Origin of the sequence: Amycolatopsis sp. NBC_01286 (assembly GCF_035982555.1) — a bacterium.
Taxonomy (GTDB): Bacteria; Actinomycetota; Actinomycetes; order Mycobacteriales; family Pseudonocardiaceae; genus Amycolatopsis.
Genome location: NZ_CP108428.1, coordinates 8,073,273 through 8,087,737, shown reverse-complemented (window position 1 = coordinate 8,087,737; position 14,465 = coordinate 8,073,273). Strand labels below are relative to the sequence as shown.

The following is a 14,465-nucleotide window of genomic DNA, read 5'->3' as shown; positions in this document are numbered from 1 at the left end:
GCCCCCCGGTCTAGGTCGAGCCCGGTTCACCCCATTCCGGTTGCCGGACGCCGTGCAGGCCGCGATAAGCCGCTCGCGGCGGGGACGACCAGCCCTCGAGCAGGTGCGGCGGTGGTGCGAAGACCTCGACGCCGATCGGGCGGCAGACCTCCAGCGGGTCGCGGGCGTCCGGGCCCCACAGCGGGATCGACAGGTCGCCGCCCGGGCACGTCGAGAGTGCGCACAGCAGGTCGACTTCGGCGAAGAACTCGAAGTGGTCGCCCGGGCGGGCCGGGCAGGCCTTCATGAAGTACCGGTCGTCCTCGGTGAGGCCGGTGCACTGGAAGACGTTCAGCACGTCGTGCACGTCGAACTCGGTGAGCCCGAACGGCGCCACCGCCCGGACCAGGTTCGAGTGGCAGTGGAAGTCGAAGTCCTCGCCGGTGAGCATCCGGTTGACGTACGGGTCGCAGCGGGTGCCGAGCAGGTCGTGCACCCGGCCGCCCTCACCGTCGACGCCGTAGCCCGCCAGCGTGTCGGACGTGATGGTGGCCAGCGGGCGCAGGAACGGCAGCGTCGACCACAGCCGGTCGAACGTGCTGACGTGCGCGCGTTGCAGCTGCCGGGTGCGCGCGGCCCAGAAGCGCTCGCGCGGGTCGTCGGCGTTCCACAGGTTGAGGTCGCCGACCTGGGGGCCGTCGATGGTCCGCAGCCGGCACAGGTGCCCGCGCGGTACCCGCCACGCGCGTCCCGAACGGATCGGGACCTCGAGGCTGGCGACCAGCTCGCGGCCGGTTTCGACGGCGAGCCGCTGGTAGAACGGCCGGTCGATGTCGAGCGCGCCGCCGGCGGTGGCCCGGTAGGCGGGTGGCGGTGAGCCCATCGGCGATCTCCCTGGTCGGCTTCGGGGTGCCCGTCCAGCATGCCCCGCTACGGACGGTGCCCGGTTCGTCGCAATCGACCACTCGTTCGGCGCCTGGGAGGAAAGCGGTCCGCCTCCTACCGTCGAGGGACCGTTCGCCGTTCTCGTCATGGAGGTGTGACCGGCGTGCTCGTCGCGCAGCAGCGCACCGGCGACCAGGGCCTGCCCGTCGCCGCGGAGCATCTCGTGGGGTTGCTGCGGTCTTGGGGCCCGGACCAGCTGCGGGGCCTGGCGTTGGCGGGGATCAGCGTGCCGAGCCGCGCCGGACCCCGGTTCATCGACGCGCTGGTGTTCACGCGCAGCGGCGTGGTGGTGCTCGCGGCGCACGAGCCGGGCCTGGTGACGGGCGCCGAGCCGGGGCCGCAGGTGGGCGTGGCGGTGGCGGCGGTGAAAGGTGCGCTGGGCGCGCTCGGCGGGGGCGAGTACGTGACCGGGCTCGTCGTGGTGGTGCCGCCGGCGCGGCAGCTGGATTCCCCCTGGGCCGCAACCGAAGCCGCCGCCGACGTCGAACCGCGGCGGCCCGAGCTGGTGGCACCCGGCCACGGCGCGTTCCCCGGTGAGCGGACGCTGCCCGCCCCGCCACCACCGGCGGGCCTCCCGGGGATCCGGCACGCGTGGCCGTTGCTGCCGATGCACGAACCCGAAGCGGGCGTCGCCACCGTGCTCGCCGATCCGCGCGGGCTGCGGCGGATCATCGCGCAGCACAACCGGTGGCGGACCGTCTGGACCGCCGACGACGTCCTCGAAGCCTGCTACGCCCTGTCCCTCGCCCACCTCGCGCCGCCGCGGGCCGCGCTGCTGGCCGAACGGTTCCCGCTGCGGCTGCCCACCGCGGCCCGGGTCCTGCAGCCGGTCCCGGAGCTGCGGGAGGTGGCCGCCGAGGTGGTGGAACCGCCCGAGCCGACGGTCGAAGAGCCCGCGCCGCTCCGGCCACGAGGCCCGGTCTCCGCCGTGTTCCCCCGGCAGCGGCCGATCCGGCAGGTGCCGTGGGGGCTCGTCGTGGTGCTGAGCCTGCTCGTGACGATCGGTCTCGTCGCCGCGGTGTTCGTCGCGCAGGTCTTCCACGGCGGCTGACGCGCTCGGTTCGCGCCAACTAGGCCGATTGCACCGTTTCCCCGGCGCGTCTCCTGGGCATCACCCGGTAGACGTGAAAGGGGCTCACGATGTCGCGCACCAAAGCGCTCTCCTTGGTCCTGCTGGCCGCCGTGGCGGGCAGCGCGCTGACCGGGTGCAAGCCGGAAGACCTGGCCGCCGGGGGCCAGGGCAGCCAACCCGGCGGGACGGCCGCCGCGGCGCCGGTCGCGCCCGCCGAGGCCCGCACCGAGCTGAACGCGCTGCAGGTCGCCGTCCGCGGCACCATGGACGGCTACTCCCGCGACGAGTTCCCGCACTGGGACAAGGTCGACGGCGCCTGCGACACCCGCGAACAGGTCCTCAAGCGGGACGGCAAGAACGTGTCGGTGGACGCCCAGTGCGCCGCCAAGTCCGGCACCTGGGTCAGCGCCTACGACGGCCAGACCTGGACGAAGGCGTCCGATGTGGACATCGACCACATGGTGCCGCTCGGGCAGGCCTGGGTCAGCGGCGCCAAGAAGTGGACGAAGGAACGCCGCGAGCAGTTCGCGAACGACCTGGTCCGGCCGCAGCTGCACGCGGTGACCGACAACCTCAACGAGCAGAAGAGCGACAAGGCGCCGGACGCCTGGAAGCCGCCGCTCGTGTCGTACTGGTGCACCTACGCCACCGACTGGATCGTCGTGAAGCGCAACTACGGCCTCACGATCACCGTGCCGGAGAAGACCGCCCTGGAGACCATGCTCGCCAAGTGTTAACCGAGTGACCGGGCCGCGGCGAGGGCCTGCGCGGCGTAGGACTGTCCGAACAGGATGGTGTGCACCAGCAGCGGGAACAGCTGGTGCATGCCGATCCGGTCGTGCCAGCCACTGGCCAGTGGCGCGGTCTCGTCGTACGCGGCGACGATCCGGTCCAGGTGCGGGCAGCCGAACAGGTGCAGCATCGCCAGATCCGTCTCGCGGTGGCCGCCGTGCGCGGCCGGGTCGATCAGCCACGCGTCGCGGCCGTCCCACAGGACGTTGCCGTTCCAGAGGTCGCCGTGCAGCCGCGCCGGTGGCTCGTCGGGCGCGGCGAACCGGGAGCACGCGCGCTCGAAGGGCGCGGCTTCGAGCAGACCGGCGTCCACGGCCTGCCGGACGTAGGGCAGGACGCGGTGCGCCGCGTACCACGACGGCCAGTCCTCACCCGGGACGTTCGCCATCGGCGCCAGGCCGATCCAGGCGTCGACGGGCCCACCCGGGGGAGCGGCGCCGAACGCGGGCGCGCCGGCCGCGTGCAGGCGGGCCAGCCCGCGGCCGAACCGCTCGGCGGCTCCCGCGTCCGGACGTCCGGCGGGGACGCGGTCGATGACGAGCTGGTCGTCGTCGTGGCTGTGCACTTCCGGCACCGGGACCGCGCCCGCCGCGGCCAGCCAGCGCAGGCCCGCCACCTCGGCCGCCGTCGCGCGCGGCCCGGCGCCGCGTTTGACCACGACGGCGCGGCCGTCGTCGAGTACGGCCTCGGTCAGGTCGCTCATGACCCGCACGGTACCGGCGCGCTACGGTGGGCCGGTGCAGGACTTCGAACGGGTGCTCGGCGCGCTGGCGGACGTGGAACGCTCCGAGGCGCGCGACTATTCGTCGTTCAGCGTGCGCGGGAAGCGGTTCGGGTACTACTGGCCGCGGACGCGGACCGTCGGCCTCAAGCAGACGATCTCCGAGCAGCTCGCCCTCGTCGCCGAGCGCCCGGACGTCTTCGAGGTCCAGTTCACCATGGGCGGCTTCGGCTGGGTCGTCGTCCACCTGGACGGCATCGAGGCCGACGAGCTGGCCGAGCTGATCTACGAGGCCTGGCGGCTGTCGGCGCCCGAAGAGCTGGTCGCCGAGGTGCCCTTCACCAGGATCGCCCGGGTGTAGAGCAGGTCGAACCCCTGCCGCTGCGCGTTCTGGTGCGACTTCGACCCCGGCTGCGTGGTGACGACGGCGACGTCGCACCCGGCTTCGGTGGCCGCGGCGAGCCGGGCCCGCAGCAACGCCGTCTGGACGCCACGCCGGCGGTGCGCGGGCAGCGTGGCCGCGCCGGTGAACTGCGCGATCCCGTCCGTGACGCGGAAACTGGCGCCGCCCGCGAACTCGCCGTCGCGCACCGCGACGTACCGCCGGACCCCGGCCATGTCCCGCAACGCGCGGACCAGCGTCTCCCGCGGGAAGTCCTCGTGCGAGGGCAGCCCCTCGGTGTCGGCGACGGCGCTGGCCTCGGCGACCACGGCCAGCCACCGCTCCAGCTCGTCGTCGCGGCACAGCCGGACGTCCTCGGGGACGTCCGTGTCGCCGAGCCGCCGCCCGAGGACGTTCTCGAACGACTCCAGCCGGTAGCCGCGCTCGGTGAGGAACACGCCGACCGCGGAATCGGCCAGCTGGCACAGCTCGACCTGGACCGGCGCGCCCAGCTCCGCGAAGGCCTGCTCGACCTCGGCCAGCTCGGCGGTGTCAGGCAGGCCGTCGAAACCGAGTGCGGCGATCTTGGTGAACGGCGAGTCCGCTTCGGCGAGGCTCGCGACCCCGCCGGCGAGCGGGCGCGCGAACCCGGTGCCGCGCCGTGCGCGTCCGGCCTCGTTGCACGCCTCGATCAGCCGCGCCTCGGCGCGTTCGATCCGCGCCGCCAGCGCGACGTCACAGAAAAGCCGGTCCCCGCCCATGCGCCCAGCGTGCCGGACGCACGGGCGGGGAACCAACCGATTTAGCCTTCCACCCGATGCGACGCCCAGAACGACGTCAGGTCGGTCGACCCGGCCGCCGCCTGCGCCGCGGCCTTGAACTCGGCCGTCGTCGACACCCCGTACCAGTGCGACTGCGCGTACGACTTCAGCAGGTTCGCCATCGGCGTGTCGCCGATGAGCCGCCGCAGGTCGTGCAGGGTGCACTTGCCGTAGTTGTAGACGACGGTGGAGTACCGCGACGAATGCGCGTCCCAGTACGCCATCGAGTTGGTCAGCTTCTCCGCGCTCGACTGCCACGTGATGCCGCAGCCGCTGCCGGTGATGCCGCGGTAGAGGTCGGTCGCGTAGTCGGTGAAGCTCTCGTCGAGCCACGGCGAGTTGTACTCGTCGTCGCCGACGATCCCGTAGAACCACTGGTGGGCCAGCTCGTGCGGGAGCGCCGTGGTCGACACGAGGTCCATCACGAAGCCCGGGTACTCCATGCCGCCGAACCAGAAGTTGTTGTCCAGCACCACGTCCACCTCGCCGTACGGGTAGTCGCCGAAGCGGCCCGAGTGGACGTCGATGGAGTCGGCGGCCAGGCTCAGCATCTGGTTCGCGCTGCTCGTGGAGATCCCGCTGACCGAGTAGACGTTGACCCGCACGCCCTTGCCGGACGTCGTGCTGATCTTCGCGAACGGCCCGGCGCCCCAGGCGAAGTCACGCACCTTGTTCGCGACGGCGTGGGTGGTCGTCGTGCTGCCGCTGGTCGTCTCGGTCGACGTGCCGGTGGCCGGGGTCAGCACCGTGCTCGGGTGCACGAGGGTGACGTCGAAGTCGCTGATCAGGCTGTAGAACGCCTCGCCGTTGTTGGTGTACGGGTCGAGGTGCCAGCCCGCGCCGTCGCGGACCGCCAGGATCGGCAGGGCGTTGCCGATCATGTTGAAGGCGCCGTCGTGGCCGAACCGGTCGGCGCCGCTGGGCACGACGATCTTCAGGTCGAACCCGATCGACGCCGACTGCCCCTGCGCCAGCGGCGAGGGCAGCGTGATCTTCAGCGCGGTGCAGTTCACGCTCAGCGCCGACGCCGTGCCGCCGGTGACGTTCGTGACCGTGATCGGCGTCGTCGGGCAGGTGCCGTGGTAGTTGTCCCAGAGCCGCAGGTAGACCTCGGGCAGCGCGGTCGGCGAGCCGTTGGTGAAGCTGACGGACTGGTGCCCGTTCCAGGTGTCGCCGGCGGTGTTCGACGTCAGGTTCACGGTGTAGGCCGGGTTGATCGGCGTGCGCGTCGAGTCGGCGGGGGCCGAGCCGATCGTCCACGAGAACGTGGCGCTGCCGCTGTTGCCGCCCGGGTCCTTGGCCGTGACGGTGACCGACGACGTGCCGGCGGTGGTCGGCGTGCCGGTGATCTTCCCGGTGCTCGCGCCGATGGCCAGCCCGGCGGGCAGGCCGGTCGCGGTCCAGGTCAGCGCGTCGTTCTGCGGGTCGGTGGCCTGGACCTGCAGCGACACCGCCTGGCCGGCGGCGGTGGTCTGGCTGCCGGGCGAGGTGACGACCGGGGACTGCGGGTTCGACGTCCCGGTCGTGGTCAGGGCGAAGTCGTCGAGCAGGAAGTTGGTGGCCAGGCTCGAGTCCTCGGTGCCGGTGACCTTCAGCGTCACGGTCTGCCCGAGGTAGCGCGAGACGTCCACGGTGCGCTGGACGTAGCCGGTGTTCTTGTCGAGGTTCGAGTAGCTCGCGAGGGTGTCGGTCCCGGCCTGCACCACGAGCTTGTCGTAGGCGGTCGTCGTCGACGTCTCCTTGGTGTCGACGTGCGACCACCAGGTCAGGCTGGCCGTCGCGCAGCCGGCCGGGAGCGTCAGGGCCTGGGACAGGGTGTCGGTGTGGGTGGTGCCGTAGCCGTCCAGCCAGGCGTCCATCGTCCCGCCGTGGGCCGGTTCCGCGGTGGTCGCCGCGGAGATGACACCACTGGTCTGGGTCCACGGCGTGGTGCCGCTCTCGAACCCGCCGTTGCCGACGAGCTGGTCGCCGCAGACCGCGGCGGCGGCTTGCGCCGGCGCGGCGACGGCGACTGTGCCCAGCAGGCCTGCGGCCACACCGAGCGCAGCGGAAAGCACCCTCGATCTCATGAGGTCGTCCTTTCGCGGCCCCGCACCTCGGAGCCTTGGAAAGCGTCCTCTGCGGGTCCGGTGGCAACAACCCGCCATGAGTCGGGTTCGTGCGGTTACGCCTGCTGGAGCACGTTGAGCAGGATGACGAGCAGCGCGACGGCGCCGATCACCGCGATGCCGGCGGCGACGACGCTGCGGATCATCTCCCCGAAGCCCTTGGCCGTCCGGGCGCGGTAGGCGGAGTAGTTGGAGCGGGCCTCCCTGGCGTGGTGGACCCGGCCGCCGACGAGCAGCCCGGCGCCCAGCGCGAGCAGGACGGCGATGAAAACGGACACGATCTGTACCTCTTCCCCTCGGGTTCCGCCGCCGGAAACGACGACGGCCTCATTACTAGACCCGACGGACGGGCCGCGCCACGGCTTTTGGACATCCCGGTCCCGGGCCGGTCGGCCCTGGTGGACGGTCGGGCTGGTGTTCCCGGGCGCCGACGCGTTCTTGTACAGCGTTAACCGTGGCTTTCCTTGCCACTCAAGAGGAATTCGGTCGTTCAGTCCTGCTTGGCCAGTCCGGCGTGTCGCTCCCGCAGTTCGCGCTTCACGATCTTTCCGCTGGGGTTCTTGGGAAGCCGGTCCGCGAACACGACGTACTTGGGACATTTGTAACCGGCCAGCCGCGTACGGGCGTGGTCGATCACCTGCGCCGCCGTCAGTTCGACGTTTTCGCGTGGCACGACCACCGCGGTGACGGCTTCGATCCAGTGTGGATGGCCGATCCCGAACACCGCGACCTCGGCGACGCCGTCCAGCAGGTACAGGGCTTCTTCGACCTCGCGGCTCGCGACGTTCTCGCCGCCGGTCTTGATCATGTCCTTCTTGCGGTCCACGACGGACAGGTAACCGTCCTCGTCGATCACGCCCAGGTCGCCGGAGTGGAACCAGCCCGCGCGGAACGCCTCCGCCGTCTTCTCCTCGTCCCGGTAGTAGCCGAGGGTGGCGTGCGGGCTGCGGTGCACGATCTCGCCGACGACGCCCGGCGCCACCGGGACGTCCTCGTCGTCGACGATGCGCGTCTCGACGTTGAGCGACGCCCGCCCGGCCGAGCCGGCGTGGGGGAGCTGCTCGTCCGGGCGCAGGATCGTGGCCAGCGGCGCCATTTCCGTCTGGCCGTAGAAGTTCCAGAACGCGACGTCCGGCAGCCGTCGTCGCAGCTCGCGCAGGACCTCGACCGGCATCGCCGACGCGCCGTAGTACCCTTTTCGCAGGCTCGACAGGTCGGTGCGGTCGAAGTTTTCGTGACGCAGCAAGGAGATCCACACGGTCGGCGGGGCGAACAGCTTCGTCGCCCGCTCCCGTTCGACGGCCGCGAGCAGCGCCGCGGGGTCCGGGCCGGGCAGGATGACGCTGGTGGCGCCGAGGTAGACGTCGACGGAGAAGAAGCAGTCCAGCTGCGCGCAGTGGTAGAGCGGGAGCGAGTGCACCTCGACGTCGTCGGCGCTCATCCCGCCGTCGATCACGCACGAGACGTACTGCGCGATCAGGGACCGGCTCGAGAGCAGCACGCCCTTCGGCCGCGACTCGGTGCCGGAGGTGTACATCAGCCGCAGTGGGTCGTCGTCGGCGACGACGACGTCCGGGGCCTGATCGTCTCCTTCGGACAGCCAGGTGCCGATGTCCTCCCAGCTGCCGCCGGAGCCGATCCGGCCGCGGACGACGTCTTTCAACTCCGACAGTTCGAGGGCCTCGGCGGCGGTCGCTTCGAGGGCGTCCTCGGTGACGAAGGCGGCGGCTTCGGCGTGGCGGAGGATGTAGGCGACCTCGTCGGCGCCGAGCATGAAGTTGACCGGGACCAGGAGCACGCCGAGTTTCGCGGTGGCGAAGGCCAGCACGCCGTACTGCCAGCAGTTGTGGCTCAGCAGCGCGAGCCGGTCGCCCTTGCGCAGGCCGCGCGCGGCGAGGGCGTGGGCGCAGCGGTTGGCGGCGGCTTCGAACTCGGCGAAGGTGATCCGGGTGTCCCCGGAGACGACGGCGAGCTTGTCCGGCAGCCGCAGCGCGGTGCGGCGGAGGAGATCGCCCAGCGCGTGCTGCCGGGCGCGGTCGACGAGGGCGGCGGTGACCTGATCCATCCCGGCAGTCTCGGTCGGGACGGTCCGGCCCGCAAGCCTCGGTTCAGCGCGCGGTGTCGTCGATCTGCACGGGGTAACCGGCACGCAGCACGGCGGTCGTCGCCGGGGGAGTGAGGACCGGGACGGTGCCGGTGGTGGGACGCGGCCGCCGGGTGCCGTAGCCCGTGGTCGTCCACTCCGTGAGGTGATCGCCGAGGACAAGTTCCGGGTGGTCGCCGCGGCGGACGAAGGCGCCGTCCGGGAGGCCGGTCCAGGGCAGCTCGTGGAGGCGGCGGCGGTGGGTGCCGCGGTGGAGGCGTTCGCGGTGCAGCTGCCGGTTCATCGCCGTCGCGGACGGCTCGCCGCCCCAGGCGTCGCGGTAGGCGGTGTAGTCGCTGCGGCGGCACTCGCCGCACGGCCGGTGCCCGGCGGCGAACGAGACGGCCTCGTCGTGGAAGTACAGGTGGGTGTAGCGGCCCGGCAGCCACTGCTCGCGCCAGCGGCCGCGGAACTCGAGCACGCAGGTGATCCACAGGTCGCCGGCGTGGAAGCGGACGATGTCGTGACCCTCGTGCAGCACCCCGCGGTTGCCGGTCCACGCGCCGCGCAGGGGGACGTCGACGATCCCGCCGGTCGGCGTCACGCGGTTGCGCACGGCGTTCTCCCAGGTCTCGGGTGGTGGCGTCCGGAGTGGCGGAGCAGGCGGGCGCGACGCAGAATGCGCGCATGCACCCCACGCCGGTCCGCGTGGCGCGCCTGACCGACCCGGCCGGGCCCGCCGACGGTACCCGTGTGCTCGTGGAACGGCTCTGGCCGCGCGGCGCGTCCCGGGCGGTCGAGCTGGACGGCTGGTACCGCCAGCTCGCGCCTTCGGACGAGCTGCGCACCTGGTACGGCCACGACCCGGACCGCTTCCCCGAGTTCGCGCAGCGCTACCGCGCGGAACTGCGCGAGCCGGACCAGCTGGCGGCCCTGGCCAGGCTGGTGGACCTCGCGGCGGGCGGCCCCCTGACCCTGCTGACGGCGAGCCCGACGTTGCCGCTGAGCCAGGTGGCCGTCCTCGCCGCCGTGCTCACCGGCGACGCCTGACCCGCGGGCCGTCACGGCCGGGTGGCGGCGGTGGGGGCCGTGCCCGGGGCGCGGGTCGTCACCGTGGCCGTCGTGGTGCCCAGCGTGTCGTGGCGGGCCGTCAGCGTGAGCGTCCCCGCCGGTCCCGCGAACGGGCGCAGCCACACCGCCGCCGCGCCGCCGGTCGCGGCGAGGTCCAGCGTGGTGTCGCCGACCAGCTCGGCCGGGCCCGTCAGCGCCAGCGTCACCTTGCCGCCCGCCGACGCGCGCAGGGTGCCGTAGCGGTCCGTCACCGCCACGACGACGCGGGTCGCGTCGGCGCCGTCGGCCCGCAGGTCCGTGTCGTCCGGGACGCAGCTCAGCGCGTCCCGGCTCCGGTCGCCGCTGTAGCGCCGGGTCGCGACCAGGCGGTCACCCAGGTAGCCGTCGATGCGCAGCTCGGCCCGGGTCAGCGGGAAGTCCACCGCGAACGGCGGGTGCGCCAGGTGCGGGAAGTCCGCGCGGCGGCTGCGGGCCGGGCCCGCGTGCCGGCCGCCGAGGAACAGCTCCAGGCGGTCGCAGTTCGACCAGACCGTCGCGCCCGGCCCTGGCAGCGGCACCCCGTCGTCCCACGCGAACCCGGCCTCGACGACCGCGCGCACCCGCGGGTCGCCCTGCGAGGCGTAGAACGCCGCGGCCGGCTTCGGGATCCGGAAGATGTCGGACACGCCGGCGAACTTCGAGCCGCCCAGCGAGCGCTGCCAGCCCGACGGGTAGTCGAACGCGCACCAGGCGAGCAGCCCGCTGTAGTGGTCGTCCGCCGCGGCCAGGTCGTGGGCCTTCGCGTGCAGTTCGGCCTGCAGCTGCTGGGTCGCGTTCGGGTCGGTCCGGCGGTACGCGCGGACGCCGGCGAGCGTGCCGATCGACTCCGTCACCAGGTACGGCACCCCGGGGCGCGGCGCCTTGAGCTGGAACGGCGCGCCGCGGTGCGCGGTGTAGTCGTTGTAGGCGAGCACCTGCTCGTCGGTGCCCGGCGGCAGCGCCAGCCGCGCGCCGGTGGTGCTGGCCAGCGCCCCGCTGGTCGGGCGCGACGGGTCCAGCTGCTTCGCCAGCTTGCCGGTCTTCAGGTACATCTCGGTCGTCCCGGCGGCCTCGTTGACGCGGGTGCCCCAGACGACGACGCTCGGGTGGTTGCGGTCCCGGATCACCATCGCGGAGACGTCACGCAGGTTCTGCTGCTGCCAGGCGGCGTCGCCGACCCGGCCCCAGCCCGGGATCTCCTCCCACACCAGCAGGCCCAGCTCGTCGCAGGCGTCGAGGAACGCGCTCGACTGCGGGTAGTGCGAGCAGCGGACCATCGTGCAGTTCAGCTCGCGGCGCAGGATCTCGGCGTCGCGCCGTTGGACGCGGTCGGGCATCGCGCCGCCGGCGAACGGGTACCACTGGTGGCGGTTGAGGCCGAACAGCTTGAGCCGGCTGCCGTTGAGGAAGAAGCCGTCCGGGGTGAACCTGGCTTCGCGGAACCCGACGCGCACCACGCGCTGGTCGAGCCGCCGCGGTCCGGAGCGCACGCTCACCGTGACGTCGCACAGCGCGGGGTCTTCGACGTCCCACAGCCGGACCGCGCCGAGCCCGCTCACCTCGAACGTGACGGTCTTCGTGCCGACCGGCATCGGCCCGACGGTCGTGGCGGCCTGGGCCAGCTCGCGCCCGGCCTGGCTCACCGACGCCGTGAGCTGCAGCGGTTCGGCGATCACGGCCGTCGTGTCCAGTTCGCAGGTCAGACGCAGCGACCGGGCCGGGGTGAGGACGTCAGTGGGGCAGGCGAAGACGTCGGTGAGGCGGGTGCGCGGCACCGTGCCGATCGTGGCCGGGCGGTAGATCCCGGCCGGCTGGTAGAAGTCGATCACCGACGGGCCGGCCATCCGCGGCAGGTTGGGCGGGACGTCGAGCTGCCACCGCCCGTCGACCACCACGGCGAGGATGTTGTCGCCCGCCGTGACCTGCGGAAGTTCCACCTCGAAGGGCAGGTAGCCGCCGTTGTGGGAGGTGACGAGCGTGCCGTTGAGGTAGACGGCCGCGTTGGTCATGACGCCGTCGAACCGGGCCCGGACGCGTTCGGCGACCATCGCCGGGGACACCGTGAAGTGCTTGCGGTAGATCCACCGGTCCTGCCACGACGCCGGGTCCCAGCCGGTCCACGACAACGGTGTCACGCAGTGGGGGAGCTGCACGGGCGAAAGGTCTTCTTCGTCGAAGTCGGCGTCGGCGCAGCCGTCCTCGTACCGCCCGAAAAGCCAGAAATCGCCCAGCCGCACCGCATCCGGATCCGGTTCCCCCATCCCGGCGGACCCGGCAACGGTGGTCCCCACGACGGCGGCCCCGAGCGCGGCCCCGCCCGCGGCGAGGAACCCGCGCCGCGAGAGCCGCCGTCCGTCCGCCATGCCGACCTCCGTGCCCGGGCGAGCACCGCGCCCATCGGCTCCAGTGTGTCCCCAACGGACCCACTGTGGCATCGCACCTGATCAACACGCCATTACGGGGGCCAGGTCAGTTCCGGCACGCGCCTTTCGCGACCAGTACCCGGTGCACCGCCTCCCGGACCCGCTCCGCGCCGAGCCTGCCCGATGTCACGGCGGCGACCAGCCGGTCCAGCACCTCGGTCACGTGCCCGCCGGAAGACCACAGCACCTGGTCGGCGCCGGCCCGCAAGGCCAGGAGGGCGGCTTCGGGCAACGGGTGGGCCGCGGTGATCGCCCGCATGGCCCCGAGGTCGTCGGTGACGGCGGGGCCGTCGAAGCGGTACGTGTCCCGCAGCAGGCGGTACGCCGCCGGACTGAGTGACGCGGGCTCGCCGGCTGTCAACCCGGGTACGGCGAGATGCCCGACCATGACTCCCGCGGCACCAAAGCCCGCCAGCCGCTCGTAGGGGAGGAGGTCGGACGTGCTCAGGCGACCCAGCGGCGGGGTCTGCGGGAGTACCCGGTGCGAATCGCCGCGTGCGTGGCCGTGCCCCGGGAAATGCTTGAACACAGGCATCACGCCGCCCTCGCGGAGGCCTGAAGCGAACGCGTAGGCGTAGGCCGTGACGGACTCCGGGTCCGGGCCGTAGGACCGGTCGCCGATGACCGCCTGAGCCGGTTGATCGCTGACGTCGAGAACCGGTGCGTAGTCGACTGTGACGCCTCGCGCCCGCAGCGCCTGGGCCCGCTGCAGGCCGAGGTCATGCACCTGAAGCGGGGTCATCGTCGCGGCGGCGTTACGGGCGCTCGGAAGTTCGCCGTCCAAGGCGTCGATCCGCTGCACGCGGCCGCCCTCGTCGTCGACGGCGACCGAGACAGGCAAATCGGTCACCGCCTGCACGCGGGACAAGGCGCCGTCGCGGAGCAACGGGGTCGCGTTGCCACCGAGGAAGATGCCACCGACCTGCTCGCTCCGCACGAGCCCGACGACCGCGGTGACATCGCTCGCGTCCACGCCGACGACGGTCAGCTGAGCGAGTTGCCGTCGCAGCGGAAGCCCGCTCACGACTGCTCCGCACGGCGCGACCGGTCCGCGACGAGCACCTTCCGCGGCCGCCGGCGAGGCGGTGCCGGAGGACGGGGTTTCCCCCGAGTTGTGCGAGACCGCGGCCGCGAGAAACCCGCCCACGACGACTGCTGCGAGCACGGTCCTGGTCCGGGTCATCGGACTTTCGTGTTCCCTTCGTAGCCACCGCTGGATCGCAGCCGCTTCGCGTAGCAGTCGTCCTTCGGCAGGCCTTGGCCGTCACACCAGGCGTTCGCGTCGTCGGCCGTGCCGAACGACTGGTCCTGCACGGTGACCCAGAAGTCCGGATACTTGAAGCTGCTCCAGTCACCTGTCCAGATCAGGCGAACCGAAGCGAAACTGGTCCGGAGACGCAAGTGGTCCTGAAGGATCGCAGGAGCGTCGTAGACGATCCCGTCCGCCTCCATCCCGACCTTCTTCGAACTCAGCTGGGCGACCCAATGGTCTTCCAGTGCGGAGCGGACGGCGGGCAGGTCGGCGTCGGCGTACTGCCTGAGCTGATCCACGGCATCGGCCGACGAGGTCGGCAGCGCCGAGGACGTCGTTGTCGGGGAGTCGGAGGCGGTCGGGTAGCTCGGCTGGTAACCGCCCGAACCGGCACCGAGGCCGCCCACGTCCGCCGCGCTGTAGCCCGAAGACGAGCTCGCGTTCGAACTCCTGCCTTGGCCCTGGACCGACACCGTTATCACGAGGCCCACCACCGCCACCACGGCGGTGACCACCAGAGCGATCGTCCGGTTGGTCCGGCGAGCGGCCAGCATCGCTGTGGCGTCGGAGCTCCGTGGCGGGATCCGCGCGACGACGGTCTCGGCCGTGGCCGCGCAGGAGCACGGTGCCGTACCGGACATCCGGCGGTGACAACGGGAACAGAACTGCATCGCACACCTCGCATCGTCACGACCGGCTCCCGGTCGCGCGGTGGACTATCGAACCGGCCGCGGGAAATGTTGCAGAAAGGTCGGAGAAATTCCGTTTCCGAGTGCTTGTAAGAGTGGAAAATAAGTA

14 protein-coding genes are annotated in these 14,465 nt (G+C 72.2%); 4 read left to right on the top strand and 10 right to left on the bottom strand.

Annotated elements, in window-relative coordinates; translation table 11 throughout:
- Nucleotides 1-10: 10 nt before the first annotated feature.
- Nucleotides 11-862 (bottom strand): urea carboxylase-associated family protein, encoded by an 852-nt coding sequence (locus OG570_RS36830; RefSeq protein WP_326953468.1) that lies wholly within the window; start codon nt 860-862, stop codon nt 11-13.
- 156 nt (nt 863-1,018) lie between these two features.
- Here OG570_RS36830 and OG570_RS36825 point away from each other — a divergent pair, with 156 nt between their 5' ends.
- Both OG570_RS36825 and OG570_RS36820 read left to right on the top strand, forming a co-directional pair.
- On the top strand, nt 1,019-1,975 hold the full coding sequence (locus OG570_RS36825) for a hypothetical protein (protein WP_326953467.1): 957 nt from the start codon (nt 1,019-1,021) through the stop codon (nt 1,973-1,975).
- An 89-nt stretch (nt 1,976-2,064) separates the two neighbouring features.
- A complete protein-coding gene (locus OG570_RS36820; protein ID WP_326953466.1) occupies nt 2,065-2,733 on the top strand; it encodes an HNH endonuclease family protein in 669 nt (222 codons plus the stop codon).
- Here OG570_RS36820 and OG570_RS36815 read toward each other — a convergent pair.
- Nucleotides 2,730-3,491 (bottom strand): fructosamine kinase family protein, encoded by a 762-nt coding sequence (locus OG570_RS36815; RefSeq protein ID WP_326953464.1) that lies wholly within the window; start codon nt 3,489-3,491, stop codon nt 2,730-2,732. The genes OG570_RS36820 and OG570_RS36815 overlap by 4 nt on opposite strands.
- Here OG570_RS36815 and OG570_RS36810 point away from each other — a divergent pair.
- Entirely contained in the window at nt 3,490-3,870 is a 381-nt protein-coding gene (locus OG570_RS36810; RefSeq protein WP_326949419.1) for an MmcQ/YjbR family DNA-binding protein, read from the top strand. The genes OG570_RS36815 and OG570_RS36810 overlap by 2 nt on opposite strands.
- Here the strand turns inward: OG570_RS36810 and OG570_RS36805 are convergent.
- The 5 genes from OG570_RS36805 to OG570_RS36785 form a co-directional block, all read right to left on the bottom strand.
- On the bottom strand, nt 3,795-4,652 hold the full coding sequence (locus OG570_RS36805) for a GNAT family N-acetyltransferase (RefSeq protein WP_326953463.1): 858 nt from the start codon (nt 4,650-4,652) through the stop codon (nt 3,795-3,797). The genes OG570_RS36810 and OG570_RS36805 overlap by 76 nt on opposite strands.
- 41 nt (nt 4,653-4,693) lie before the next feature.
- Nucleotides 4,694-6,769: a putative Ig domain-containing protein gene (locus tag OG570_RS36800; protein ID WP_326960264.1), complete on the bottom strand. Its 2,076-nt coding sequence runs from the start codon at nt 6,767-6,769 to the stop codon at nt 4,694-4,696.
- Nucleotides 6,770-6,876: 107 nt separating this feature from the next.
- Nucleotides 6,877-7,098, bottom strand: a complete 222-nt coding sequence (locus OG570_RS36795; RefSeq protein ID WP_247051576.1) for a hypothetical protein — start codon at nt 7,096-7,098, stop codon at nt 6,877-6,879.
- Between the two features lie 212 nt (nt 7,099-7,310).
- The gene (locus OG570_RS36790) at nt 7,311-8,885 is read right to left on the bottom strand and encodes an acyl-CoA synthetase (RefSeq protein WP_326953462.1); all 1,575 of its coding nucleotides are present in this window, start codon (nt 8,883-8,885) and stop codon (nt 7,311-7,313) included.
- A 43-nt stretch (nt 8,886-8,928) separates the two neighbouring features.
- A complete protein-coding gene (locus tag OG570_RS36785; protein ID WP_326953461.1) occupies nt 8,929-9,519 on the bottom strand; it encodes a hypothetical protein in 591 nt (196 codons plus the stop codon).
- Between the two features lie 71 nt (nt 9,520-9,590).
- On the opposite strand from OG570_RS36785, the gene OG570_RS36780 reads away from it, so the two are divergent.
- A complete protein-coding gene (locus OG570_RS36780; RefSeq protein ID WP_326949423.1) occupies nt 9,591-9,953 on the top strand; it encodes a DUF488 domain-containing protein in 363 nt (120 codons plus the stop codon).
- 11 nt (nt 9,954-9,964) lie between these two features.
- Here the strand turns inward: OG570_RS36780 and OG570_RS36775 are convergent, their stop codons facing one another.
- The 3 genes from OG570_RS36775 to OG570_RS36765 all read right to left on the bottom strand — a co-directional run bounded on the left by OG570_RS36775 (nt 9,965) and on the right by OG570_RS36765 (nt 14,182).
- Nucleotides 9,965-12,355 carry a glycoside hydrolase family 2 protein gene (locus OG570_RS36775; protein ID WP_326953460.1) on the bottom strand — a complete coding sequence of 797 codons (2,391 nt, stop codon included), beginning with the start codon at nt 12,353-12,355 and terminating at the stop codon, nt 9,965-9,967.
- A 106-nt stretch (nt 12,356-12,461) separates the two neighbouring features.
- The gene (locus OG570_RS36770; protein WP_326953459.1) at nt 12,462-13,598 is read right to left on the bottom strand and encodes a glycoside hydrolase family 3 N-terminal domain-containing protein; all 1,137 of its coding nucleotides are present in this window, start codon (nt 13,596-13,598) and stop codon (nt 12,462-12,464) included.
- Entirely contained in the window at nt 13,595-14,182 is a 588-nt protein-coding gene (locus OG570_RS36765; protein WP_326953458.1) for a zinc ribbon domain-containing protein, read from the bottom strand. Before OG570_RS36765 ends, OG570_RS36770 begins: the two co-directional genes overlap by 4 nt.
- Nucleotides 14,183-14,465 lie beyond the last annotated feature (283 nt).

What these genes read in the sequence shown, in the direction of transcription:
- OG570_RS36830 (WP_326953468.1), bottom strand. Translation starts at nt 862, where the DNA reads ATGGGCTCACCGCCACCCGCCTACCGGGCCACCGCCGGCGGCGCGCTC.
- OG570_RS36820 (WP_326953466.1), top strand. Translation starts at nt 2,065, where the DNA reads ATGTCGCGCACCAAAGCGCTCTCCTTGGTCCTGCTGGCCGCCGTGGCG.
- OG570_RS36810 (WP_326949419.1), top strand. Translation starts at nt 3,490, where the DNA reads ATGACCCGCACGGTACCGGCGCGCTACGGTGGGCCGGTGCAGGACTTC.
- OG570_RS36815 (WP_326953464.1), bottom strand. Translation starts at nt 3,491, where the DNA reads ATGAGCGACCTGACCGAGGCCGTACTCGACGACGGCCGCGCCGTCGTG.
- OG570_RS36805 (WP_326953463.1), bottom strand. Translation starts at nt 4,652, where the DNA reads ATGGGCGGGGACCGGCTTTTCTGTGACGTCGCGCTGGCGGCGCGGATC.
- OG570_RS36790 (WP_326953462.1), bottom strand. Translation starts at nt 8,885, where the DNA reads ATGGATCAGGTCACCGCCGCCCTCGTCGACCGCGCCCGGCAGCACGCG.
- OG570_RS36780 (WP_326949423.1), top strand. Translation starts at nt 9,591, where the DNA reads ATGCACCCCACGCCGGTCCGCGTGGCGCGCCTGACCGACCCGGCCGGG.
- OG570_RS36775 (WP_326953460.1), bottom strand. Translation starts at nt 12,355, where the DNA reads ATGGCGGACGGACGGCGGCTCTCGCGGCGCGGGTTCCTCGCCGCGGGC.
- OG570_RS36770 (WP_326953459.1), bottom strand. Translation starts at nt 13,598, where the DNA reads ATGACCCGGACCAGGACCGTGCTCGCAGCAGTCGTCGTGGGCGGGTTT.